General features: G+C 71.4%; 17 protein-coding genes. 8 read left to right on the forward strand and 9 right to left on the reverse strand.

All coding sequences use genetic code 11. The features are described from left to right. Positions 1 to 80: 80 nt before the first annotated feature. The 4 genes from lnt (at position 81) to N4G70_RS07205 (ending at position 5,186) form a co-directional block, all read left to right on the forward strand. On the forward strand, positions 81 to 1,697 hold the full coding sequence (lnt, locus tag N4G70_RS07190) for an apolipoprotein N-acyltransferase (RefSeq protein WP_261711621.1): 1,617 nt from the start codon (positions 81 to 83) through the stop codon (positions 1,695 to 1,697). Positions 1,698 to 1,731: 34 nt separating this feature from the next. Then, entirely contained in the window at positions 1,732 to 2,214 is a 483-nt protein-coding gene (locus N4G70_RS07195; RefSeq protein WP_261711623.1) for an NUDIX domain-containing protein, read from the forward strand. A gap of 55 nt (positions 2,215 to 2,269) precedes the next feature. Then, positions 2,270 to 3,073 carry a 3-hydroxybutyrate dehydrogenase gene (locus tag N4G70_RS07200; protein ID WP_261711624.1) on the forward strand — a complete coding sequence of 268 codons (804 nt, stop codon included), beginning with the start codon at positions 2,270 to 2,272 and terminating at the stop codon, positions 3,071 to 3,073. Positions 3,074 to 3,254: 181 nt separating this feature from the next. Next, a complete protein-coding gene (locus N4G70_RS07205) occupies positions 3,255 to 5,186 on the forward strand; it encodes a GAF domain-containing protein (RefSeq protein ID WP_261711625.1) in 1,932 nt (643 codons plus the stop codon). Positions 5,187 to 5,234: 48 nt separating this feature from the next. On the opposite strand, the gene N4G70_RS07210 is transcribed toward N4G70_RS07205, so the two are convergent. The 5 genes from N4G70_RS07210 to N4G70_RS07230 form a co-directional block, all read right to left on the reverse strand. Continuing rightward, on the reverse strand, positions 5,235 to 6,647 hold the full coding sequence (locus N4G70_RS07210) for an MFS transporter (RefSeq protein WP_261711626.1): 1,413 nt from the start codon (positions 6,645 to 6,647) through the stop codon (positions 5,235 to 5,237). Between the two features lie 125 nt (positions 6,648 to 6,772). Continuing rightward, on the reverse strand, positions 6,773 to 7,468 hold the full coding sequence (locus tag N4G70_RS07215) for a family 16 glycosylhydrolase (RefSeq protein ID WP_261712061.1): 696 nt from the start codon (positions 7,466 to 7,468) through the stop codon (positions 6,773 to 6,775). Between the two features lie 145 nt (positions 7,469 to 7,613). Beyond that, positions 7,614 to 8,024, reverse strand: coding sequence for a VOC family protein (locus N4G70_RS07220; protein WP_261711627.1), 411 nt, complete (start codon positions 8,022 to 8,024; stop codon positions 7,614 to 7,616). 10 nt (positions 8,025 to 8,034) lie between these two features. After that, complete coding sequence (locus tag N4G70_RS07225) at positions 8,035 to 8,529, reverse strand: helix-turn-helix transcriptional regulator (RefSeq protein WP_261711628.1); 495 nt, start codon at positions 8,527 to 8,529, stop codon at positions 8,035 to 8,037. 56 nt (positions 8,530 to 8,585) lie between these two features. Further along, the gene (locus N4G70_RS07230) at positions 8,586 to 9,734 is read right to left on the reverse strand and encodes a mechanosensitive ion channel family protein (protein ID WP_261711629.1); all 1,149 of its coding nucleotides are present in this window, start codon (positions 9,732 to 9,734) and stop codon (positions 8,586 to 8,588) included. Between the two features lie 568 nt (positions 9,735 to 10,302). Between N4G70_RS07230 and N4G70_RS07235 the strand changes: the two genes are divergently transcribed. From N4G70_RS07235 to N4G70_RS07245, 3 genes are all read left to right on the forward strand, one after another. Then, entirely contained in the window at positions 10,303 to 10,509 is a 207-nt protein-coding gene (locus N4G70_RS07235; protein ID WP_261711630.1) for a cold shock domain-containing protein, read from the forward strand. 129 nt (positions 10,510 to 10,638) lie between these two features. Then, positions 10,639 to 12,861: an NADP-dependent isocitrate dehydrogenase gene (locus tag N4G70_RS07240; RefSeq protein WP_261711631.1), complete on the forward strand. Its 2,223-nt coding sequence runs from the start codon at positions 10,639 to 10,641 to the stop codon at positions 12,859 to 12,861. Between the two features lie 542 nt (positions 12,862 to 13,403). Beyond that, positions 13,404 to 14,654 carry a cytochrome P450 gene (locus tag N4G70_RS07245; RefSeq protein ID WP_261712062.1) on the forward strand — a complete coding sequence of 417 codons (1,251 nt, stop codon included), beginning with the start codon at positions 13,404 to 13,406 and terminating at the stop codon, positions 14,652 to 14,654. Between the two features lie 38 nt (positions 14,655 to 14,692). Here N4G70_RS07245 and N4G70_RS07250 read toward each other — a convergent pair whose 3' ends face one another. Then, positions 14,693 to 16,150: an immune inhibitor A gene (locus N4G70_RS07250; RefSeq protein ID WP_261711632.1), complete on the reverse strand. Its 1,458-nt coding sequence runs from the start codon at positions 16,148 to 16,150 to the stop codon at positions 14,693 to 14,695. Positions 16,151 to 16,367: 217 nt separating this feature from the next. Next, positions 16,368 to 17,846: a penicillin-binding protein 2 gene (locus tag N4G70_RS07255; RefSeq protein WP_261711633.1), complete on the reverse strand. Its 1,479-nt coding sequence runs from the start codon at positions 17,844 to 17,846 to the stop codon at positions 16,368 to 16,370. A 225-nt stretch (positions 17,847 to 18,071) separates the two neighbouring features. Between N4G70_RS07255 and N4G70_RS07260 the strand changes: the two genes are divergently transcribed. Next, positions 18,072 to 18,785 (forward strand): class I SAM-dependent methyltransferase, encoded by a 714-nt coding sequence (locus tag N4G70_RS07260; protein ID WP_261711634.1) that lies wholly within the window; start codon positions 18,072 to 18,074, stop codon positions 18,783 to 18,785. 117 nt (positions 18,786 to 18,902) lie between these two features. On the opposite strand, the gene N4G70_RS07270 is transcribed toward N4G70_RS07260, so the two are convergent. Next, positions 18,903 to 21,026: an NPCBM/NEW2 domain-containing protein gene (locus tag N4G70_RS07270; RefSeq protein WP_399034481.1), complete on the reverse strand. Its 2,124-nt coding sequence runs from the start codon at positions 21,024 to 21,026 to the stop codon at positions 18,903 to 18,905. Positions 21,027 to 21,164: 138 nt separating this feature from the next. Beyond that, positions 21,165 to 22,478 (reverse strand): ROK family transcriptional regulator, encoded by a 1,314-nt coding sequence (locus N4G70_RS07275; RefSeq protein ID WP_261711635.1) that lies wholly within the window; start codon positions 22,476 to 22,478, stop codon positions 21,165 to 21,167. Between the last annotated feature and the right edge of the window lie 77 nt (positions 22,479 to 22,555).

Below are 22,555 nucleotides of genomic sequence, written 5' to 3' on the forward strand. Positions count from 1 at the left end.
GCGGCTCGGGCCGTTCCCGGCCGTGCGCCCCCGAAAGCGGGACTCCCCCCTCCCCAGGGACCCGCCGTAGACTCCGCCGGGTGAGCACCACCGAAACCCCCCTCGCCGAGCCGGAGCAGCTCGGACCGCGGGCCGCCGCCCCTTCGCGGCCGCGGGCACTGCTGAACCGTCTCCTGCGGCCCGCCGTGGCCGCGCTGGGTGGGGTGCTGCTGTATCTGAGCTTCCCGCCGAGGCCCCTGTGGTGGCTCGCGCTCCTCGCGTTCGCCGTCCTCGGCTGGGTCCTGCACGGCCGGAGCTGGAAGGCGGGCCTCGGCCTCGGCTACCTCTTCGGCCTCGGTTTCCTGCTGCCCCTGCTCGTATGGACCGGAGTCGAGGTCGGCCCCGGACCGTGGCTCGGCCTGGCCGCCATCGAGGCGCTGTTCATCGGGGCGGCCGGAGCGGGCATGGCCGTGGTCTCCCGGCTTCCGCTGTGGCCCCTCTGGTCAGCCGCCCTGTGGATCGCGGCCGAGGCGGCCCGCGCCCGGGCGCCGTTCGGCGGGTTCCCCTGGGGCAAGGTCGCCTTCGGGCAGGCCGACGGGACGTTCCTGCCGCTCGCCGCCCTGGGCGGCACCCCCGTCCTCGGCTTCGCCGTGGCGCTGTGCGGTTTCGGCCTGTACGCCTGCCTCCGCGAGGCGCTGCGGGCGCGGGGCACCGGAGGGGTCCGCAGGGGTGCCGCGGCCGCCGCGCTGCTCACCGTCGTCGTGCCGGTCGGGGCCTCGTTCGGCGCCCGTGGCCTGGTCAGCGACGCCGCCGAGGACGGCACGGCGACCGTCGCGGTGATCCAGGGCAATGTGCCCCGCCTCGGCCTCGACTTCAACTCCCAGCGCCGGGCCGTGCTCGACTACCACGTACGCGAGACCCTGCGCCTCGCCGACAAGGTCAGGGCGGGCCAGGAGCCCCGGCCCGACTTCGTCCTGTGGCCGGAGAACTCCTCCGACGTCGACCCCTTCGTCGACGACGACGCCCGCGCCGTCATCGACCAGGCCGCCCGGGCCGTCGGCGCCCCCATCTCGGTTGGCGCCGTCGTCGGCGGCTACGGCACGAAGCTCTACAACGAGCAGGTCCAGTGGGACCCGAGGCTGGGCCCCGTCGCGACGTACGACAAGCGGCAGATCCAGCCGTTCGGCGAGTACATCCCGCTGCGCGGCCTCATCGGAACCTTCGCCCCCGGCTACACCTCCATGGTCCGCGAGGACTTCAACCGCGGCACGAAGCCTGGTGTGTTCACCATGGCCGGCACCAAGGTCGGCATCGCCACCTGTTACGAGGCGGCCTTCGACTGGGCGGTGCGCGACACCGTCACCGCGGGCGCCCAGCTCATCTCGGTGCCGAGCAACAACGCCACCTTCGACCGCAGCGAGATGACCTACCAGCAGCTCGCCATGTCCCGGGTGCGGGCGGTGGAGCACAGCAGGACCGTCACCGTCCCGGTCACCAGCGGCGTCAGCGCCGTGATCATGCCGGACGGCAAGGTCGTGCGGAAGACGGCCCTGTTCACGCCGGCCTCGCTCGTCGCCAAGGTGCCGCTGCGCTCGTCGCGTACGCCCGCCACCGAACTGGGCACCCTGCCCGAGTGGGCGCTCGTCGCGACCGCCGCGGCGGGCCTGGCCTGGGCGATCACCCGCACCGTGCGCGCCCGGCGGGGCACGCGGGGCTGACCGGCCGGTTCCGGGCGGCCATTAGGGTCGGGGCATGGCAACTCCTGACTTCATTCGAGACATCCGGGCCGTCGCGGGTCATCAGCTGCTCCTGCTGCCGGGTGTGAGTGCGATCGTCTTCGACGACGACGGCCGGGTCCTGCTCGGCCGCCGGGCGGACACCGGCCAGTGGTCGACGATCGGAGGCATCCCGGAGCCGGGGGAGGAGCCCGCACACACCGCGGTCCGCGAGGTGTACGAGGAGACCGGGGTACGGTGCGTCGCCGAGCGAGTGGTCCTGGTGGAGGCCGGCCACTCCACGGTGACCTATCCCAACGGGGATCAGTGCCAGTTCATGGACATCGCGTTCCGCTGCCGGGCCATAGGCGGCGAGGCACGCGTGAACGACGACGAATCGCTCGAAGTGGGCTGGTTCGCCCTGGACGCCCTGCCGCAGCTCAGTGAGTTCGCGCTGTTCCGTATCAAGCAGGCACAGTCGGAGGGCCCCACATGGTTCCAACCCAGTACCGGGCTCTGAAGTATGTGCGCTGACCACATGGGTGGCGAGGAGCGGGCTGCCTAGGGTCGGGAGCATGACCGCCCCCACCGCCCCCGCGCCCCTTCCGCCCTCCGTCGCCCTGGACCTGGGAGGCCGCACCGCGCTGGTCACCGGCGCCGCGGGCGGCATCGGCCGCGCCTGCGCGCTCCGGCTCGCCGGCGCCGGAGCCAAGGTCAGGGCGGTGGACCGGGACGCCACAGGCCTCAAGAGGCTCACCGCCCGCGCCAACGGACTGGCCGGCACGGTCGAGCCGCTCGTCCTGGACCTGACCGACCTCGACGCGGCGGAACAGGCCGCCGCCGGTACCGACATCCTGGTGAACAACGCCGGACTCCAACTGGTGCGCCCGCTCGAGACGTTCCCGCCCGAGGTCTTCCACACCGTGCTCACCGTGATGTTGGAAGCCCCGTTCCGCCTGATCAGGGGCGCCTTGCCCCACATGTACGGGCAGGGCTGGGGCCGCATCGTCAACCTGTCCTCGGTGCACGGCCTGCGGGCCTCCGCCTTCAAGTCGGCCTATGTGTCCGCCAAACATGGTCTTGAGGGCCTGTCCAAGACCGCCGCCCTCGAAGGCGCCCCGCACGGCGTCACATCGAACTGCGTCAACCCCGGATATGTGCGCACGCCCCTGGTACAACGGCAGATCGCCGACCAGGCGGCGGCGCACGGCATCCCCGAGGACCGCGTCCTGACCGAGATCCTCCTCAAGGACACGGCGCTCAAGCGGCTCGTCGAGCCGCACGAGGTCGCCGAAGCGGTCGCCTACCTCTGCACCCCTCAGGCGTCCTTCATCACCGGCACCTCGCTCGCCCTCGACGGCGGCTGGACGGCGCACTGAACCGGCCGGCCCCGAACCGGGCCGACACGGAACCCATCGGCCTGGAAGTCGTCCGCCCCTGAACCGGCCGGCCCGGCCCCCCGGGGCCGCCCCGATATTCAACTCCCCGCTTGTTCCGTACCCTTCAACAGTTGTCCACAGGCCTGGCGAGGCCGCCCGTCCGGCAGGTATCCCTGTGACCATGTCCCCCGATCACCCGCAGCTCAGTGACCACCCGGAAGCCCCCTATCTGGCGCTCCTGGCCCGAGGCGCGCCCGCCGAGGCGTACGACCGCCCGGCGCTCCTGGCCCGCGCTGACGGCGCGGGGCCCGAGGCGCTGGCCGGCCTGGACGCCGCGAAGCAACTCGCCCTGCGCGTACGGGCCGACCTCGAAGGGCGCAGACGCCGCGAGGCCGAACTGTCCGCCCTCTTCGAGACCGCCCACGACCTCGCGGGCCTGCGCGACCTGGACGCCGTACTGCGCGCCATCGTGCAGCGGGCCCGCTCGCTCCTCGGCACCGAAGTCGCCTACCTCAGCCTCAACGACCCGGCGGCGGGCGACACTTACATGCGGGTCACCGAAGGCTCGGTCGCCGCCCGCTTCCAGCAGCTGCGGCTCGGCATGGGCGAAGGGCTCGGCGGGCTCGTGGCGCAGACCGCCCGGCCGTACGTCACGGCCAGCTACTTCGACGACGAACGCTTCCAGCACACCACCGCCATCGACTCCGGGGTGCGCGAAGAGGGACTCGTCGCCATCCTCGGCGTGCCCCTGATGCTCGGCAGCACCGTGATCGGGGTGCTCTTCGCGGCAGACCGCCACCCACGCGTCTTCGCCCGTGAGGAGATCGCCCTGCTCGGCTCGTTCGCCGCGCACGCCGCCGTCGCCATCGACACCGCCAACCTGCTGGCCGAAACCCGTTCCGCGCTGGCCGAGTTGGAGAAGGCCAACGAGACGATCCGGGACCACAGCGCGGTCCTGGAGCGGGCCTCGGAGGTCCACGACCGCCTCACCGAACTGGTCCTGCGCGGCGGCGGCGTACGTGATGTGGCCGACGCGGTGTCCGAAGTGCTCGCCGGGACGGTCGAGTTCGCGGACGCGGACTCCGCGCAGGCCGCCGTGCTCCAGCTCAGCGGCAGCGACGGCCACGCGCTGCGCCACGGCGAGGACTGGCTCGCCGGAGTCTCCGCCGGTGGCGAACTCCTGGGCGCGCTGGTCCTGCGCGGCCAGCCCGGCCTCGACCCCGTGGACCGGCGCACCCTGGAGCGGGCCGCGATGGTCACGTCCCTGCTGCTGCTCGCCCGGCGTTCGGCGGGTGAGGCCGAACAGCGGGTCCGTGGCGAGCTGTTGGACGATCTTCTGGACGCGCCGGGCCGCGACCCCCGGCTGCTGCGCGAACGCGCGACCCGGCTGCGCGCCGACCTCGACGCCCCGCACGTGGTGCTCGCCGCCCGTATCGACGGCCCCCACCCCGGCGGCGCCGGACCGGGCGGCGCGGCCCGGCGCACCGCCGAGCGCCGGCGCATCGGCTCCGCCGCCGTGTATCTGGCCGCGACCCGGCACGGGCTCGCCTCGGCCCGCGACGGCGGTACGGTGCTGCTGCTACCGCTCGGCCCCGGCGACACCCCGGCCGAGATCGCCCGGCAGACGGCCAAACAGCTGAGCACCGCCCTGCACGAGCCGGTCACGGTGGGGGCCTCGGCCGTCCTCGCGGCACCGGCCGCGACACCCACCGCGGTCGCGACGGCCTATGCGGAGGCCCGCCGCTGCCTGGAGGCGCTGCGACTGCTCGGCCGCTCGGGGGAGGGCGCCGCCGCGCAGGACCTCGGCTTCCTCGGACTGCTGCTCGCGGACAGCCGGGACATTGCGGGGTTCGTCGACCGCACGATCGGCGCGGTCGTGGCGTACGACCGCAAACGCGGGACCGATCTGGTCCGCACCCTCGACGCGTACTTCGCCAACGGCATGAGCCCGGCCCGCACCAAGGAGCATCTGCACGTCCATGTGAACACGGTGGCCCAGCGCGTCGAGCGGATCGGCCGCCTCCTCGGCCCCGACTGGCAGTGCCCGGCGCGCGCCCTGGAGATTCAGCTGGCTCTCCGCCTTCATGTGGCGGCCCCAGCCATGACGCCCTGAGGAGTGGGGCGTCACCACACGGCCGCCCCACCCAACTCCCGTCTGCGATCAGGTGGTTCGGGCGTCCGGCACCTCGGCGTCGGCGCCGCGCGCGCCGGCCTCGGCCCAGGTCGGCGTCACCGGACTGCTTGGGGCGCGGCCCGTGATCCGCTCCAGGTCCCGCTCCCGGGTCTCCTTGGCACATCCGAGGGCGACGACGGTGAGCAGTACGGCCGCGATGACGTAGAGGGTGATGGGCGTCGACGTGCCGTAGTCGGAGAGCAGCGCCGTCGCGATGAGCGGCGCGGGCGCACCCGCCGCCACGGAGGAGAACTGCGCCCCGATCGAGGCCCCCGAATACCGCATCCGGGTCGCGAACATCTCCGAGAAGAACGCGGCCTGCGGCGCGTACATCGCCCCGTGGAAGATCAGGCCGACGGTGACGGCGAGGACCAGATTGCCGAAGCTGCCGGTGTCGATGAGCGCGAAGAACGGGTACATCCACGCGCCGACGCCGAGTGCGCCGATCAGATACACGGGCCGGCGTCCGATCCGGTCCGAAAGCGCGCCCCACGCCGGGATCACCACGAAGTGCACGGCGGAGGCGATGAGTACGGAGTTGAGCGCGGTCTGCTTCGCCATACCGGCGGAAGTCGTCGCGTACACCAGGATGAAGGCGGTGATCACGTAGTAGCTGATGTTCTCCGCCATCCGGGCGCCCATGGCGATCAGCACATCGCGCCAGTGGTCCCTCAACACCGCGACCAGCGGCGGCCGTTCGGCTCCGGAGTCCGCCTCGCGGGCCTCTGCCCGCGCCAACGCGGCCTTGAACACCGGGGATTCGTCCACCGAGAGCCTGACCCAGAGCCCGACGAGTACGAGCACACCCGACAGCAGGAACGGTATGCGCCAGCCCCATGCGGTGAACGCGTCGTCGCTCAGCAGCGCGGTCAGTGCGGAGAGCACCCCGGCGGCGAGCAACTGCCCGGCCGGTGCGCCGGTCTGCGGCCAGGACGACCAGAACCCGCGCCGCCGGGCGTCCCCGTGCTCGGACACGAGCAGCACGGCCCCGCCCCACTCACCGCCGAGCGCGAAGCCCTGCACAAGGCGCAACGCGGTGAGCAGCACGGGAGCCGCAGCGCCCACGGTGGCGTGCGTGGGCAGCAGCCCGATGCCGAAGGTGGCCCCGCCCATCATGAGCAGGCTCACCACCAGCAGCTTCTTACGCCCGAGCCGATCCCCGAAGTGCCCGAACACCAGCGCCCCGAGCGGCCGCGCCGCGAAACCGACGGCGTAGGTGAGAAAGGAGAGCAGGGTGCCGACGAGCGGGGCGGACTCGGGGAAGAACAGCTTGTTGAAGACGAGCGCGGCGGCCGAGCCGTAGAGGAAGAAGTCGTACCACTCGATGGTGGTGCCGATGAGGCTGGCGGCGACGATGCGCCTGAGGCTGGTGGGTGGGGGAGCGGTCGCGGGGGAGGACATCGGCACCACTTCCTGGCATTCGACGGGGACGATCGGGTGTCGCCACACCGTAGGAATGTGCAGGTCAGAGGCGTATATGGTGGGACACCATAGTTCCGGCCGCGAGCATGGGCCCACCCACTGCCTCAGCGGCGGTGGACGCGCAGGGCCGACACCTCGAAGGACAGCTCCGTCACGTCCGGCGGTGGCTGCGGGTGGAAGCGGCCCGCGCAGACGGACAGGTTCACGATGAGGTACGCCTGCCAGTCCCGGCCCACGCCCGCGTGGTCGCGGAAGGCGCGTACTCCGTTGACCCACCAGGTCACCGAGCGGGCACCGAACCGGACCCGCAGGTCGAGCCATGCGCCGGGAGCGATGCGAGGGTCGCGGAAATAGGTCTGGCCGCCGTTGACGTGGTTGGTCAGTTCCAGGAGGTCGGGGTTGTCGGGGTGGTACTCGAAGACGTCGACTTCCTGGCCGCCGTCCCGCCAGGTCCAGATCGCGGGCCACGCCCCCACTTGGGCGGGCAGCCGCACGCGCGCCTCCATTACGTCCCCGGTGCGGACCATGAACGCCTCGGCGCTGCCCTCCGTGGTCAGCAGGCCGGCGTTCCAGGTGCCCGCGCCGTCCGGGTTCCGGGTCGCCCGGAACACTCCGTTACGGCTGTACGACGGATCCTCGACGAGATAATCCAGCTTGTTGTCACCGGGGTTGACCGGCCCGCCGTCCGGATACGCGGACGAGCGGCCCGCGACCCATTGCGCGAGGGACGCGAAATCCGCGGTGAACACGACCGGGCCGTCGTCCGCCGGGGAGGCGGCAGCGGAGCGCGGTCGAGGCAGGTGGGCGCGGCACCACGTGAAGACGTTGGAGAGCACGAGCCCACACTGCCCATCTACGTGCCCATACATCCCTCGGCGCGCCATTTGGTACAGAGTGGCGCGCCCCGGCCCAGCGCCGACCGGGCGCGGCGCCGGGGAAGGCGGGCTACGCCTTGGTCTCCTGCTGGATGCGGATCAGGTTGCCGGACGGGTCGCGGAAGGCGCAGTCGCGCGGGCCCCACGCCTGGTCGATGGGCTCCTGCAACACCTCCGCGCCCGACGCCCGGACCTTCTCGAAGGTCGCGTCCACGTCGTCGGTCCGGAAGACGAACATCGGCAGGACGCCCTTGGTGAGCAGCTCCTGCATCGCGTCGCCGTCGGCCTGGGAACGGCCCGCGTGCGGCTCCGACAGCACGACCTCCAGGCCCGGCTGGGTCGGGCTGCCGAGGGTCACCCAGCGGTGACCGCCCGACGCGACGTCGTTGCGCACTTCGAGACCGAGCGCGTCGCGGTAGAAGGCGAGCGACTCGTCGGGGTCGTTGACGGTGATGTGGCAGTACTGCAGTGCGATCGTCATGCGGTCCACGTTAGGCCGCCTCGTCGCCACCTGCTTCTCGGATCCTGCTCGGGGCGCTCGGAGCGCTCGGGGCGCCAGGGACCCGCGGAACGCCCGGGGCGCTCGGCGGGTTCCGTGTCGGACGGGTGTGGACCTTGGCGACGCACGCGGGCATCGCCGCCACCGCTTCGTGAGCCCGGCCCCGGTACGCGCTCGGCGTCTCGCCGACGATCTCCGTGAAGCGGGAGCTGAACGATCCCAGCGACGTACAGCCCACCGCCATGCAGGTGTCGGTCACGCTCATGCCGCCGCGCAGCAGCGCCATCGCCCGCTCGATCCGGCGGGTCATGAGGTAGCTGTACGGGGTCTCGCCGTAGGTCGCCCGGAACTGCCGCGAGAAGTGCGCGGGGGACATGAGGGCGTGGCGCGCCATCGTCGGGACGTCCAGGGGCTTGGCGTACTCCCGGTCGATCAGGTCGCGCGCCCGGCGCAGGTGCACGAGGTTGGCCAGCTCTTCCGGCGTCATGAAACGACGCTACCACCGCCCGCTGACAGCGCTCCTGACCTGCATAAACGCCCGTCTCAGAGCCGTTTGTCCGACAGGCCGGGCAGGGGCGAGGGCGGCGCCTCGCGCTGGTACGGGACCGCGGCCCCAGGCGTGGCCGGCGGCATGGGCGCGGTCGGGGACAGGGGCGGCTCGGCCGGGTCCCGCTGAAGGGACACGGTCCGGGCCGGGGCGGGGATCGAGATGCCCTCCTCCCGGTACCGCCGGTGCAGCCGCTTGATGAACTCGTGCTTGATCCGGTACTGGTCGCTGAACTCGCCCACCCCCAGAATCACCGTGAAGTTGATCCGGGAGTCCCCGAACGTGTGGAAGCGGATCGCGGCCTCGTGCCCGGGCACCGCGCCCGTGACCTCCGCCATCACGCCGTCGATGACCTCCAGGGTGACCCGCTCGACGTGCTCCAGGTCGCTGTCGTAGCCGACGCCCACCTGTACCAGGACCGTCAACTCGGCTTCCGGGCGAGCGTAGTTGGTCATGTTGGTGCGGGCGAGGCGGCCGTTGGGGATGATCACCAGGTTGTTGGAGAGGTTGCGCACCACCGTGTTGCGCCAGTTGATGTCGACGACGTACCCCTCCTCACCCGTGCTGAGCCGGATGCAGTCGCCGGGCTGCACGGTCTTCGAAGCGAGGATGTGGACACCCGCGAAGAGGTTGGCGAGAGTGTCCTGAAGGGCCAGGGCGACCGCGAGGCCGCCCACTCCCAGGGCGGTGAGCAGCGGGGCGATCGAGATGCCCACGGTTTCCAGGGCCACCAGGACGCCCATCGCGACCACCACGACGCGGGTGATGTTCACGAAGATGGTGGCGGAGCCGGCCACCCCGGTCCGCGACTGGGCCAGGGTCTGCACGAGCCCGGCCACCACCCGGGCCGCGGTGAACGTGACGATGAGGACGAAGAGCGCGGTCAGGGTGTGGTTGACGATGCCCGCGACCCGGGCTGTGAGCGGCAGCGCGGAGGCCGCCACCGCCGTACCCGACAGGACGGCCGCCCAGGGAGCGATGGTGCGCAGGGCGTCGACGATGATGTCGTCCCCGCTCCACCGTGTCCTGCGGGCGTGCTTGCCCAGCCAGATCAGTACCAGGCGCAGGAGCAGCCCGGCCGCGATGCCGACGATCATGGCCATGGAGGCCACCACCCAGTCGTGCAGGACGAGACCCCGGTTCAACGGACGTCCTCCCGGCGGCGCGGAACCAAGGGGCGGGCGACGGGTGCCGCTGACCGCCGTATGTGATGTGTCGTCACGTTCTCACCTGTCAGATCGTCTTGCGTGGAGCCTCGTTCGGGCGGCCGGGCATCGGCCCGCGCGCGCAACGGGCTGCCATCCTGCCCCATGGGCGCAGCACCCATACAGGTGGGCCGGGTGGTGTGGGGGCAGTGGAGGCAGGGGGGCGCACGGCCCCGACACCCTGGGGGCGGCCGCACGCTCACGCCCCCGCCCGGGCCCCGCCCGGAGCGTCCCGGCCCCGGTGCCCGGGAGGTATCAAAAGCCGGGGGCGGCGGTATATCCACCGGTAAGGAACCTGTCCGGTCCAGAGGGCGTCCGGCCGTCGCCGGGGCCCGACGGTTCCCCCCCGGCGGGACGGCGGGGCCCCGTGGGCAGGCCTGTCCCGGCGCGGGATGCCGCGTTCCGTTCCATCCTGGTAATGCACCCGGATTTTTTACGCGAACCCAGCCGGTTCCCGCTCTCCCGGGTCCGGCGCGGGCCGTGGGAGCGATCACCGAGGAGTGAGGCCATGAACGAGAGGTGCGAGGGGATCGTCCAGTACTTCGACCGTGAGAAGGGCTACGGATTCGTCGTGCCGATAGGCCAGCACGACGGCATCTACGTGCGCCGGGAGGACATCGAGGGGGAGACGCGGACGCTCTCCGAGGGGCAGCGGGTCTCGTTCGTCATCGAGCTGGCCCGGGGCCGCTTCGAGGCGCGCGCCGTACGCCCCTGAGCCAAAGACCCCGGCACCTCGCGCCGGGCCGTGCCCGCCGGGGTCGCGGCCGGGGCCCCGTCGTGACCCGGGGCGATCACGAGATATCTTGATGTCGAGCAATGTTGCAGACGTGGAGCGGAGCACCCGGTGACTGACTCGACCATCATCTACACCCACACTGACGAGGCGCCGGCCCTGGCGACGCATTCGTTCCTGCCCGTGATCCAGGCGTACGCCTCGACCGCCGGTGTCACTGTGGAGACCCGTGACATCTCGCTCGCGGGGCGCATCATCGCGAGCTTCCCCGAGTTCCTCGAGGAGAGCCAGCGGATCGACGACGCGCTCGCCGAGCTGGGCGAGCTGGCCAAGACGCCCGGGGCCAACATCATCAAGCTGCCGAACGTGTCGGCGTCCATCCCGCAGCTCAAGGCGGCCGTCGCCGAGCTCCAGGGCCAGGGCTACGCGCTGCCGGACTACCCGGACGACCCGAAGAGCGACCAGGACAAGGACGTCCGCGCGCGCTACGACAAGATCAAGGGCAGCGCCGTCAACCCGGTCCTGCGCGAGGGCAACAGCGACCGCCGCGCCCCCGCCTCGGTCAAGAACTACGCCAAGACCCACCCCCACCGCATGGGCAAGTGGACCTCCGACTCGAAGACCAACGTCGCCACCATGGGCGAGAACGACTTCCGGTCCACCGAGAAGTCCGTGGTCGTCGCCGAGGACGGTGCGCTGCGCATCGAGCTCGTCGCCGCCGACGGCACCACCACGGTGCTGCGCGAGTCCGTACCGGTCCTCGCGGGCGAGGTCGTCGACGCCTCGGTGATGCGCGTGGCCGAGCTGCGCCGGTTCCTCACCGCGCAGATCGCCCGCGCCAAGGCCGAGGGCGTGCTGTTCTCGGTGCACCTCAAGGCCACCATGATGAAGGTCTCCGACCCCATCGTCTTCGGCCACGTGGTGCGCGCCTTCTTCCCGAAGACGTTCGACAAGTACGGTGACGTGCTGGCCGCCGCCGGTCTGTCCCCCAACGACGGCCTCGGCGGGATCCTCAAGGGCCTCGACAACGTGCCGCACGTCGGCGCCGAGATCAAGGCGGCCTTCGAGGCCGAGCTCACCGAGGGCCCGGCCCTCGCGATGGTCGACTCCGACCGCGGCATCACCAACCTGCACGTGCCGTCCGACGTCATCGTCGACGCCTCCATGCCGGCCATGATCCGCACCTCCGGTCACATGTGGGGCCCCGACGGCCAGGAGGCCGACACCCTCGCGGTCCTGCCGGACAGCAGCTACTCCGGCGTGTACCAGGCCGTCATCGACGACTGCCGCGCCAACGGCGCCTTCGACCCGGCCACCATGGGCTCGGTGCCCAACGTCGGCCTCATGGCGCAGAAGGCCGAGGAGTACGGCAGCCACGACAAGACCTTCGAGGTCCCGGCCGCGGGCACCGTCCGTCTCGTCGACACCGAGGGCAACGTCCTCCTGGAGCAGGAGGTCGCCGAGGGCGACATCTTCCGCGCCTGCCAGACCAAGGACCTGCCCATCCAGGACTGGGTCAAGCTCGCCGTCACCCGCGCCCGCGCCACCGGCGACCCGGCCGTGTTCTGGCTCGACGAGGGCCGCGCCCACGACGCCGTCCTCATCGAGAAGGTCCGCACCTACCTCGCCGACCACGACACCGAGGGCCTCCGGATCGAGATCATGTCGCCGGTCGAGGCGACCGCGTTCTCCCTGGAGCGCATCCGCCGCGGCGAGGACACCATCTCGGTCACCGGCAACGTGCTGCGCGACTACCTGACCGACCTGTTCCCGATCCTGGAGCTGGGCACCAGCGCCAAGATGCTCTCGGTGGTCCCGCTGATGAACGGCGGCGGCCTCTTCGAGACGGGCGCCGGCGGCTCCGCCCCCAAGCACGTCCAGCAGCTCGTCAAGGAGAACTACCTGCGCTGGGACAGCCTGGGCGAGTTCCTGGCGCTGGCGGTCAGCTTCGAGCACCTCGCGACGACCACGGGCAACGCGCGCGCCCAGATCCTCGCCGACACGCTCGACCGCGCCACCGGCACCTTCCTCAACGAGGACAAGTCGCCGAGCCGCAAGCTCGGCGGCATCGACAACCGCGGCAGCCACTTCTACCTGGCCCTGTACTGGGCGCAGGAGCTGGCCCGGCAGACCGAGGACGCGCAGCTCGCCGCCGCGTTCGCGGCGCTGGCCCAGACGCTGTCCGAGCAGGAGTCGACCATCGTCGACGAGCTCATCGCGGTGCAGGGCTCGCCGGTCGACATCGGCGGCTACTACCAGCCCGACCCGGCCAAGGCCTCCGCGGTCATGCGTCCCTCGAAGACGCTGAACCAGGCCCTCGCCACCCTGGCCTGACCAGCAACTCCCTTGCAGGGGAGTGCAGTTGAGCTCGCAGCCGCCCCGGCCGGACCTGTTCCGGCCGGGGCGGCCGTCTTGCGCCGTCAGACGTGCCGGGGCGGCCGGACCGTCAGCGCGGACAGCCGGGTGGTCCGGACGGAGTTCTCGTTGCCGTCGCCGACCAGGAGCGGGCGCAGCCGGCCATCGCCAGCCGCAGCCGGCCGTCGCCGGTCGCGGTGATCGCATGGTGCCTGCCGGGCCGGATGCGATGGCACCACGCCGTAGATCACCCTGCCGGACACGGGAGTTGCGTTCCCTCGTCGTGCGCGCGAACGCCGGACCGCCGGTCCCTCGCGGGCCCCCGCCCGGCCCCGGACCATCGAGGAGCGGGTGCGGATGAGGCCGTCGCGGCCGCGAAGCACATGTGAGCTGGGTCCCTCGCGGATCGGGAGGAGCCGTGGGCCACTTATCCTGAGCCACTCAGTCCATACCCGGCGTCCTGGCCGCACAACTTGTCCTTGGAGTCCGCCTTGAGGGTAAATCTCCGTTCCCGAGTCACCATGTGGCTCGGGCGCACCTACCTTGCCAGGATCCAGAAACGCGGTATCGGCCCCGGCACGATGGCCCTGCTCCCGGACGCGCTGCTCATGCCGCTGCGCCGGGACGGACTCGACCCCGTGGCCGAGCTGACCGCTCGGCAGGGCGAGGAGCCCGTCAGCAAGGTCCCGCTGCCGTTCGGCATGGACGCGTGGGTGGTCACCGGACACGAGGCCGTGAAGGCCGTGCTCGGCTCGGCCGACGGGTTCAGCAACGACTTCACCCATCTCGCGGGCAACGCGGGCGTCGTGGAGGAACAGCATCCCGGCGGGCTCGGGTTCAGCGATCCGCCGGTCCACACCCGGCTGCGCCGCATTCTGACGCCCGAGTTCACCATGCGCCGACTGCGCCGCCTCACCCCGCGCATCGACGCCCTGATCGAGGAGCGGCTCGACGCGATGGAGGCGGCTGACGGCACCGTCGACCTGGTCGAGGCCTTCGCCCTGCCCATCCCCTCGCTCACCATCTGCGAACTGCTCGGCGTGCCCTACGAGGACCGTCACGACTTCCAGCAGCTCGCCATGGAGCGCTTCGACCTGTTCGCCGGGGCCACCGCTCCGCTCGGCGCGATGTCCGCCTCGCTGTCCTACTTCCGGGACGTGGTCAAGAAGCAGCGCGAGAACCCGGGCGACGGCCTCCTCGGCATGATCGTCAAGGAGCACGGCGACCGGGTCGGCGACGACGAGCTGGCCGGGCTCGCCGACGGCGTGCTCACCGGCGGGTTCGAGACCACCGCCAGCATGCTGGCGCTCGGCTCCCTCGTTCTGCTCCAGGATCCGGCCGCCGCCGAGCGAATAGCCCACGACGAGCAGGCGGCCGCGACCTTCGTGGAGGAGGCGCTGCGCTACCTGACCGTCGTCCAGCTGGCCTTTCCCCGCTTCGCCCGCGAGGACGTCGAGGTCGCCGGGGTGCTCATACCCAAGGGCGACATGGTGCTGTGCTCGCTCAGCGGCGCCAACCGCGACGCCGCCTTCACCCCGGACAGCGCCGGTTTCGACGCGCAGCGCAAGGCGGGCGGCCATCTCGCCTTCGGCTACGGCATCCACCGCTGCATCGGCGCCGAACTCGCCCGCATGGAACTGCGCGCCGCCTTTCCCGCCCTCGTCCGCCGCTTCCCGCAGATGCGCCTCGCCGTACCGGCGGACGAACTCGCCTTCCGCAAGCTGTCGATCGTGTACGGGGTGGAGTCGCTGCCGGTACGGCTGCGCGGCTGAGACACCCGCCCGGGCCGGAGCCCGGGCGAGGCGCCCCGTCAGCCCACCGTGAGCGCGGTGTCGTCGATGACGAACGACGTCTGGAGCTTGGACCCCTCGGTGGCGGTGAACCGGAGGGTCACCGTCTGCCCCGCGTAGCCGCTCAGGTCGACCGTGCGTTGCGCATAGCCGCTCGCCGCGTTCAGGTTGGAGTACGTGGTCGGCGTGGCCAGGACCGCGCCGCCGGCGTCGACCACCTGGACCTTGAGGGTGTCGTACGCCGTGCTCGACGTCTCGGCCGTGTCGATGTGGAGCTGGAAGACGAGCGAGGCCGTACAGCCCGCCGGGATCGTCACCGTCTGGGCCAGGGTGTCGGTGTGCGCGGTGCCCTTGCCGCCGAGCCACGCCTTGTACGCGCCGGTGCGGGCGGGCTCGCCGGCACTGGTGTTGATGATGCCGCTGGTGGCCGTCCAGCCCGAACTCCCGGATTCGAAGCCGGGGTTGGCGAGCAGCTGGGCGCTGGTGCAGCCGGTGGGGTCGCCGCCGGTGCCGCCGGGCGCGCCCGACAGCCACTCGGTGGCGTTGAGGGCGAGCGCGGCGTCGGTGCCGGCCGGGTCGTTCCAGCCGTCGTAGAGGGTGTTGCCCGACTGGCCGGTGCCGTCGTCGATGGGCGAGCTGTCGCCCCAGAACGCGACGCGGCCGCTGCCGAAGGTGCTGGTGGCGAAGAAGGCGCCGGTGGTGCCGGACGAACCGGTGCGGTAGACCAGGCCCTTGGCGGCCGGGTTGTCGGCGGGCTTGAGCGTCACGGTGGTGCCGTTGCGGATGATGCTGCCGGTCACCTTCCCGAACGAGCCGTTCAGGACGGGGTCGGCCGCATCGCCGATGGCCCGCGGATCGTCGGTGCCTATGTTGAGCGCGTCCACCGAGAAGCCGAACGGATCGGTGCTGTCCACTCCGTTGTTGGACATCAGGTCGTTGATGACCTTCACCGCGTCCGCGCCGTCGTTGTTGCGGTCGGATCCGGTGTGGTCGGAGATGAGGAACAGGCCACCGCCGTTCTTCACGAACTGCATCACGGCGGTCTTCTCGGCCGCGCTGAGCAGCACGTTCGGCTCGGGCAGCACGAACGTGTCGAAGTTCTTCAGATCCGTCGCCGAGGAGGTGCCATACGTGATCGAACTGCCCGAAGGCAGCGTCTTCAGGGCGTAGTTGCCGGTCTTCTGGAGCGCCACGCCCCACGAGGAGAGGGCGCCGGTCCAGTCCTTCTCGGTCGCGGGGGAGGGGTTCTGGCCGAGCGGGTCCGGCTGGCTGGTGCCGATGATCCAGTCGGCGTTGCCCGCGGTCTCCGCCTTGGAGTTGTCGAACAGCACCCGGTGCGGGCCGGTGGTGGCGGCCGCGGCGATGGGCGGGGTCGCGGCCTGGGCGGCGGCGCCACCGGCGGCGACCAGCGTGCACAGCGCGGTCAGCACACCGGCGGTCCGGCGGCGCGAGGGAGCGGAACTTCTGGCTCCGAGCATCCTGCGTACCTCCATGAGGGGTGGGGGCAAGGTGGTGGGGACACCAAGTCTGCGCGCGTAGAACACCGTTGTACGGACGCCCGTGCGGCGCGCGGTTGAACCGTACATGGCAGAAAGGGGGTGGCGGCAGGGCTTGGGGGTCGCGAACCGCGGGGGCGCGGGACGCTCGGCACCGCCGTGACCGGCCGGCCGTGCGTCCCGCGCGCCTCAGGGGCCCTCACTTCTTCAGGACGGCCGCCATCACGGACTTGGCGATCGGCGCGCCGAGCTTGCCGCCGGCGATGTCGGCACGCTCGATGTCCATGTCCGAGGGGTCGACGAACACGGCCACCGCCACCGGCGAGGAGCCGTCGCTCTGCTTGGCGTACGACACGAACCAGGCGTACGGGCGCTGTTCGCGGACGTCGGCGCCGTGCTGGGCGGTACCGGTCTTGCCGCCGACGGTGACGCCCTCCATCCGCACCTTCTTCGCGGTGCCCTCGCTCGCCGTGTACTCCATCATCTCCTGCACCTTCTTCGCGGTGCTCTCGGAGACGGCCTGGTGGAGCACCTCGGGCCGGGCCTTCTCCAGGGAGGTGAGGTCGGGGCCGCGCAACTCGTCCACCATGTACGGCTTCATGACCTTGCCGTCGTTGGCGATGCCCGCGGTCACCATGGCCATCTGGAGGGGGGTGCTGGTGAGGCTGCCCTGGCCCATGCCGGTCAGCGCCGTCTGCGGCTTGTCCAGCTTGTCGGGGTAGCCGCTCCTGGCCGTGCGGACCGGAGTGAACTGCTCCTGGTTGAAGCCGAACTTCTCCGCCGTCTCGCGCATCCTGTCGTTGCCGGTCTTCAGCGCGGTGTCGAGGAACACGTTGTTGCAGGACCACTGCATGCCGGTCTTCAACGAGACCTTGTCGCACAGCGCGTTGTCGACGTCGTTGCCGACCTTGGTGGTGCTGAGCGGCAAGGTGTAGGGGGCGGGAGCGGACGGCATCGGGGCGTTGATGTCCGTGACCACACCGTGGTCGAGGGCCGCCGCCGCGGTGAGGATCTTGAAGGTCGATCCCGGCGGGTACGCCTCGCGGATCGCCCGGTTGGCGAGCGGCTTGTCGGGATCGGAGTCGAGTTTGTGGAACTCCGCGCCCTCCTTCTTCGAGATCCCGGAGAAGACGGAGGGATCGTAGGAGGGCGTGCTCGCCATGGCGAGGATCCTGCCCGAACGCGGGTCGAGGGCGACCACGGCGCCCTTGGCCCCGAGATCCGTCAGGCCCTTGTACGCGGCCTTCTGTGCGGCCGGGTCGATGGTGGTGATCACATCGCCACCTCGTGAACTCTCCCCGGTGAGAAGGGACTTGGCGCGGTCGAGGAACAGCCGGTCGTCCTTGCCGTTCATCACCTTCGCGTGCACGCCCTCCAGGAAGGTCGCGCCCTGTGCCTGGGAGAGATAACCGGTGACCGGCGCGTACATGGGGCCGTCCCGATAGGTCCGCTTGTACCTGAAGTCCGAGCCGGGCGTCGCCACCGAACCCGTGATCGGCTCTCCGCCGACCACGATGTCCCCACGCGGCTTCGAGAAAGCCTCGATCGTCACCCGGCGGTTGTGCTTGTCGTTGGCCAGACTGTCGCCCTTCACGAACTGCACCCAGGTCGCCCGCACCAGCAGGGCGAGCACCATCACTCCGCAGAAGGCGGCTATGTGCCGCAGCGGCTTGTTCATCACGCTCCCAGAGACCGACCGAATGGGGTTGAACCGGACAGATGGTGATCAGCAGAACAGGTCCGGCCCCTCGGTGTCCAAGTGCGTTCGGGACCTCGGCCCCATAGCGAACCGGCTATCGGTGCAGGTCACGGGCGCCGAGTCGGGTCGTCGTGGGCGAGCGGGCTGTTACGGAAGGGTCATAAACCGGGCATCGCGCGCACTCGCCCTCTAAGCTGGGCAGCCATGTTCGCACCCCAGGGCCCCACCTTCCGTGAACTCGCCGTCCAGGCGCTGTCGTCCGTCGAGCACGGATACGACCTCCTGGCCCCGAAGTTCGACCACACCCCGTTCCGCACGCCCGAGAGGGTGCTGGCGTCCGTGGCGGGCGTACTCGACGGCCTCGGCCCGTTCGGCCGGGGCCTCGACCTGTGCTGCGGCACCGGAGCGGGCATCGATGTCCTCGACGCGGTGTGCCGGGAGCCGGTCACCGGCGTCGACATCAGCGCGGGAATGCTGGCGGTCGCCGCCCGCGCCCATCCGCGGGCCCGGCTGGTACGGGCCGACGCGCGGGCGCTGCCGCTGCGTGCCGCCTTCGACCTCGCCGTCAGCTTCGGGGCGTTCGGCCACTTCCTGCCCAAGGAGCGGCCCGACCTCTTCGCCCAGGTCTACGGAGCCCTGCGTCCGGGCGGCCGGTTCGCGTTCCCCGTGGGGGCGCCGGCCCGGCCCGGCAGCCGCGGCCACCTCGCCCTGCTGGGGTTCGACACCGCGATGCGGGTCCGCAACGCGGTGTGGCGGCCCCCGTTCGTCATGTACTACCGCGGCTTCGGCCTCGCGGACGTACGCCGGGAGCTCGCCGAGGCGGGCTTCTCCGTCGAGCTGTACGCCCTGGAGGAGTTCGGCCGGCGCCCGGACGGCAGTCCGCGCGCCCGTCTCGTCGTGGGCACGAAGGGGAAGTAGGGAGAGCGCGGCAAGGGGTCCCGCCCGGTGCGGACGGGACCCGTGGTCGTGCACTCGCGGAGCCGGGGGGAGGGACCAGGCCCTCGCAGGCTCAGCCGCGCTCGGCCTCAACTACCGTCAGGTGCAGGTGAGTTGTGGAGCCGCCCAGTCGGCGTGGTCGTAGTCGACGCCGTCGCCGAAATCGGTCACGACCAGCTTCAGCTCACTTGCGCCGCTCACGTCGGCATTCACCGCCTTGGCCGCGTCGGCGCCGGTGACCTTGCCGCTGTCGGCGGCGAGTGCCCCGTCCCGGTACACCTGGAAGACGACGGAGCCCTTGGCGCCCACTTCGTCGTCCACGCCCACGTTCGCCTTGAACGCGGTGCAGGAGCCGCCCAGGTAGTACGTCACCACGGACGCCGCGTGGGTGCCGAGGCCCTTGGTGTAGGCGGTGCCGTTCAGGGTGAGGGGTGAGCCGTCGCCGGCGGCCTGCTCACCGTTGGCGCGGTCGCGCTCGACGGGGCCCCAGCCGTTGGCGGCCGAGGTCCACGCCAGATCGCTGAGCGCGTGGGTGCCCGCCGACGGGCCGCGCCCGCAGGCCAGTTGGGGGTTGGCCCAGTCGGCGTGGTCGTAGGTGATACCGTCCCCGCCGTCGCTCACCACCAGGCGCAGCTTGCCACCGCCGCGCAGGTCCGCCGACAGACGGCGGGGCGGGTCGCTCGCGGTGCGCAGCCCGCTGTCGGCGACGAGCGTGTCGTCCCGGTAGATCCTGAACACCACCGAGCCGCCCGCCGTCGACTCGTCGTCCACCCCCACGTCGACGGTGAGCGACTGGCATCCGCCGCCCAGGTAGTACGTGATGTCCGAGGCGGCGTGGGTGCCGAGGCCCTTGGTGTAGGTGGTGCCGTTGAGGGTCAGGGTACGACCGTCGCCCGCGGCTTGTTCGCCGTTGCTGCGGTCGCGCTCGACCGGGCCCCAGCCGTTCACGGCCGACGTCCACGGCAGGTCGCTGAGCTGGTCGAGCCCGGTCGGCGGCGGCACCGGGGTGCCCGGCGTCACCCGGTACATCACCGTTCCGTGGGCCGGGACCGAGGCGCTGATGGCGCCCGTGGTGCTGCTCGTCGCCCGGGACCAGAGGTCCTTGAGCGCGTACGAGGAGGCGCCGCCGATGCCGAGCGCGTCGACGGTCGTGGCGATGGTCCGGGTGGAGGTGGTCTCGTTGGTGAGGGTCACCGAACGGCCGCCGTCCGCAAGGGGTTTGGACATCACGACCAGACCGCCCGAGGAGGAGACCACCGTGCCCTGCCTGCCCAGCGGATCCTGGTCGACGGCGATGACGTCGGTGTTCTTCAGGATCGCGAGGGTGGCCGCGCTCGGGGCCCGCAGATCGCTCCCGATGAGCAGCGGGGCCGCCATCTGCGACCACAGGCTGAAGTGGGTGCGGTACTCGGTGTCCGTCATGCCGCCGTTGCCGACCTCCAGCATGTCCGGGTCGTTCCAGCCGCCGGGGCCCGCGTAGGGAGCGAGCGGCTGGTTCTGGTGCGCGATGTTGATCATGCTGGACCAGGAGTCGCCGATGTCACCCGTGGTGCGCCAGGAGTTGCCGGTGCCGGACGCCCAGGTCCAGGGCTGGTTGGAGCCCCACTCGCAGATGCTGTAGAGGATGGGCCGGCCGGTCGCCTTGAGCGCGTCGCCCATCGCCCGATAACGCTGCTTGGCGTCGACACCGTTGTTGTTGCAGTTGTCGTACTTGAGGTAGTCGACGCCCCAGGACGCCCACAGGTTGGCGTCCTGCTGCTCGTGGCCGAGGCCGCCGGGGAAGCCCTGGGTGTCGCAGGTCTTGGTTCCGGCGCTGGAGTAGAGCCCGAATTTGAGGCCCTTGGCGTGCACATAGTCCGCGACAGCCTTGATGCCGTGCGGGAAGCGCACCGGGTCGGGGACGAGGTTGCCCGAGGCGTCGCGGTTCGGCAGCGCCCAGCAGTCGTCGATGTTGACGTAGGTGTAACCGACGTCCTTGAGGCCCCGGCTGATGAACGCGTCCGCGATGCCCTCGACCATGGCCTCGTTGAATTCGGCCCGGCAGTGCGTGGAGTTCCAGTTGTTGAACCCCATCTGCGGGGTGCGCGCCAGACCGTTGTCCACGGCCGCGGCCACGGGCGCCGACGCGACCTCCACGGCGACCGTCACCCCGCCCGCGAGGAGAGCGAGCGTGGTCAGGGTTGCGGTCAGATGCTGTCTGAAGTTGTGCGGTTCGGCGATCAAGTGCGGCTCCAGTGGGGGTCATTGGCGCACAAGTGAACGGTGTCGAACGAAAGCAACCACATCTCAGCGGTCGAGCCAGGGCATGTCAAGAGAACGGGAGGGCGGGCCGGGAAAGCGGGCCGGTTCGCGGGGCCCGGATCAGCGTGCCGCCCGCTCCTCCACCGCGGAGCGCCAGCCGGCCCGCTCCGCGGGCGTCTTTGACGCGGCGGCCGGTGCGCGATGGCCGCCCAGGGCGAAGAAGTCGGCCAGCGGGAGGGTCGCCGCGCCCACGGTGACCGCGTCCGGGCCGAGCCGGCCGAGCTCGATGGTGACGCGCTCGGCCGGATGGCGCAGGGCGTAGGCAGTGGCGTGCCCGCGCACCGACTCCAGGATGTACGGGCCGAGTTGGAGCCCCGCCCAGCCACCGATGAGGATGCGCTCGGGGTTGTACAGGTTGATCAGGTCGGAGAGGCCCGCGCCCAGGTACTCGGCGGTCTCCTCCAGGACCGCGAGCGCCACCGGGCTCGCTGCCGCGCCCTTCTTCGCGGGGTGGGCGGCCGCGAGCAGCGCCGTCACGGCCGTCTCCTCGCTCGCCCCTGACGGGAGTTGGGCGCCCGCCTCGCGCCAGCGCTCGATCAGCGCCTCGGCGCCCGCGTACGCCTCCAGGCAGCCGAGCGCGCCGCACCGGCAGCGCCGGCCGCGTACGTGCACGGTGGTGTGGCCCCACTCGGCGGCGCTGCTGTGGGCGCCCCCGTAGATCGCCCCGCCGGAGACGATGCAGGCGCCGACGCCCGAGCCGAACAGGACGATCACCGCGTCGGAGGCCCCCCGGCCCCCGCCGAACCACATCTCGGCCTGGCCGAGCGTCTTGGCGCCGTTCTCGATGAAATACCGCGTGCCGGACGGCAGTTGGAGGCTCTCGCGCAGCAGCGACTCCAGGGGTACCGCGTCCCAGCCGATGGTCTGGCCGTGCACCACGGCCCCGTCGGGGGAGCTGCGGTCGACGATGCCGGGCACACCCACCCCCACGCCGAGCAGCCGCGCCGGATCGAGGCCGCTCTCGTGCAGGACGGCGGTGACGCCCGCGCGGATGTGGCCCACGATGTGATCGACGTCGTAGCCGCCCGCGTCCAACGACAGCTCCACACGGGCGAGTTCACGCAGGACGAGGTCGAACAGCTCGACCCTGACGCGGGTCTCGCCGACGTCCACGCCGATGAGATGGCCGCTGTCGGGGGCCACCCTGAGCAGGGTGCGCGGCCTGCCGCCGTCGGAGTCCACCAGCCCGGCGTCCTCCAGGAGGCCGTCGGCGGCGAGCTCGGCGACGACGTTGCTGATGGATCCCGAGCTCAGCCCGGTCGCGGGGCCGAGCGCCTGACGGCTCATGGGGCCGTCGAAGTACAACCGCCGCAGCACCACGCTGCGGTTGTCCCGGCGCAGATCGCGGACGGTCCTTCTGTTCGGTGTGGCCATGTGGCTCCCTCCCTGCGTGCAACATACCGGTGCGAGAGCCTGTGCCGCGCCCTCGTGGCGCGCTTAACTCATGCCCT

Origin of the sequence: Streptomyces sp. ASQP_92 (assembly GCF_025399895.1) — a bacterium.
In the GTDB taxonomy this organism is placed as follows: Bacteria; Actinomycetota; Actinomycetes; order Streptomycetales; family Streptomycetaceae; genus Streptomyces.

Coding starts and splice junctions, on each gene's coding strand:
- N4G70_RS07255 (WP_261711633.1), bottom strand. CDS start 17,846: ATGAACAAGCCGCTGCGGCACATAGCCGCCTTCTGCGGAGTGATGGTG.
- N4G70_RS07260 (WP_261711634.1), top strand. CDS start 18,072: ATGTTCGCACCCCAGGGCCCCACCTTCCGTGAACTCGCCGTCCAGGCG.
- N4G70_RS07195 (WP_261711623.1), top strand. CDS start 1,732: ATGGCAACTCCTGACTTCATTCGAGACATCCGGGCCGTCGCGGGTCAT.
- N4G70_RS07200 (WP_261711624.1), top strand. CDS start 2,270: ATGACCGCCCCCACCGCCCCCGCGCCCCTTCCGCCCTCCGTCGCCCTG.
- N4G70_RS07210 (WP_261711626.1), bottom strand. CDS start 6,647: ATGTCCTCCCCCGCGACCGCTCCCCCACCCACCAGCCTCAGGCGCATC.
- N4G70_RS07205 (WP_261711625.1), top strand. CDS start 3,255: ATGTCCCCCGATCACCCGCAGCTCAGTGACCACCCGGAAGCCCCCTAT.
- N4G70_RS07245 (WP_261712062.1), top strand. CDS start 13,404: ATGTGGCTCGGGCGCACCTACCTTGCCAGGATCCAGAAACGCGGTATC.
- N4G70_RS07275 (WP_261711635.1), bottom strand. CDS start 22,478: ATGGCCACACCGAACAGAAGGACCGTCCGCGATCTGCGCCGGGACAAC.
- N4G70_RS07250 (WP_261711632.1), bottom strand. CDS start 16,150: ATGCTCGGAGCCAGAAGTTCCGCTCCCTCGCGCCGCCGGACCGCCGGT.
- N4G70_RS07235 (WP_261711630.1), top strand. CDS start 10,303: ATGAACGAGAGGTGCGAGGGGATCGTCCAGTACTTCGACCGTGAGAAG.
- N4G70_RS07220 (WP_261711627.1), bottom strand. CDS start 8,024: ATGACGATCGCACTGCAGTACTGCCACATCACCGTCAACGACCCCGAC.
- N4G70_RS07225 (WP_261711628.1), bottom strand. CDS start 8,529: ATGACGCCGGAAGAGCTGGCCAACCTCGTGCACCTGCGCCGGGCGCGC.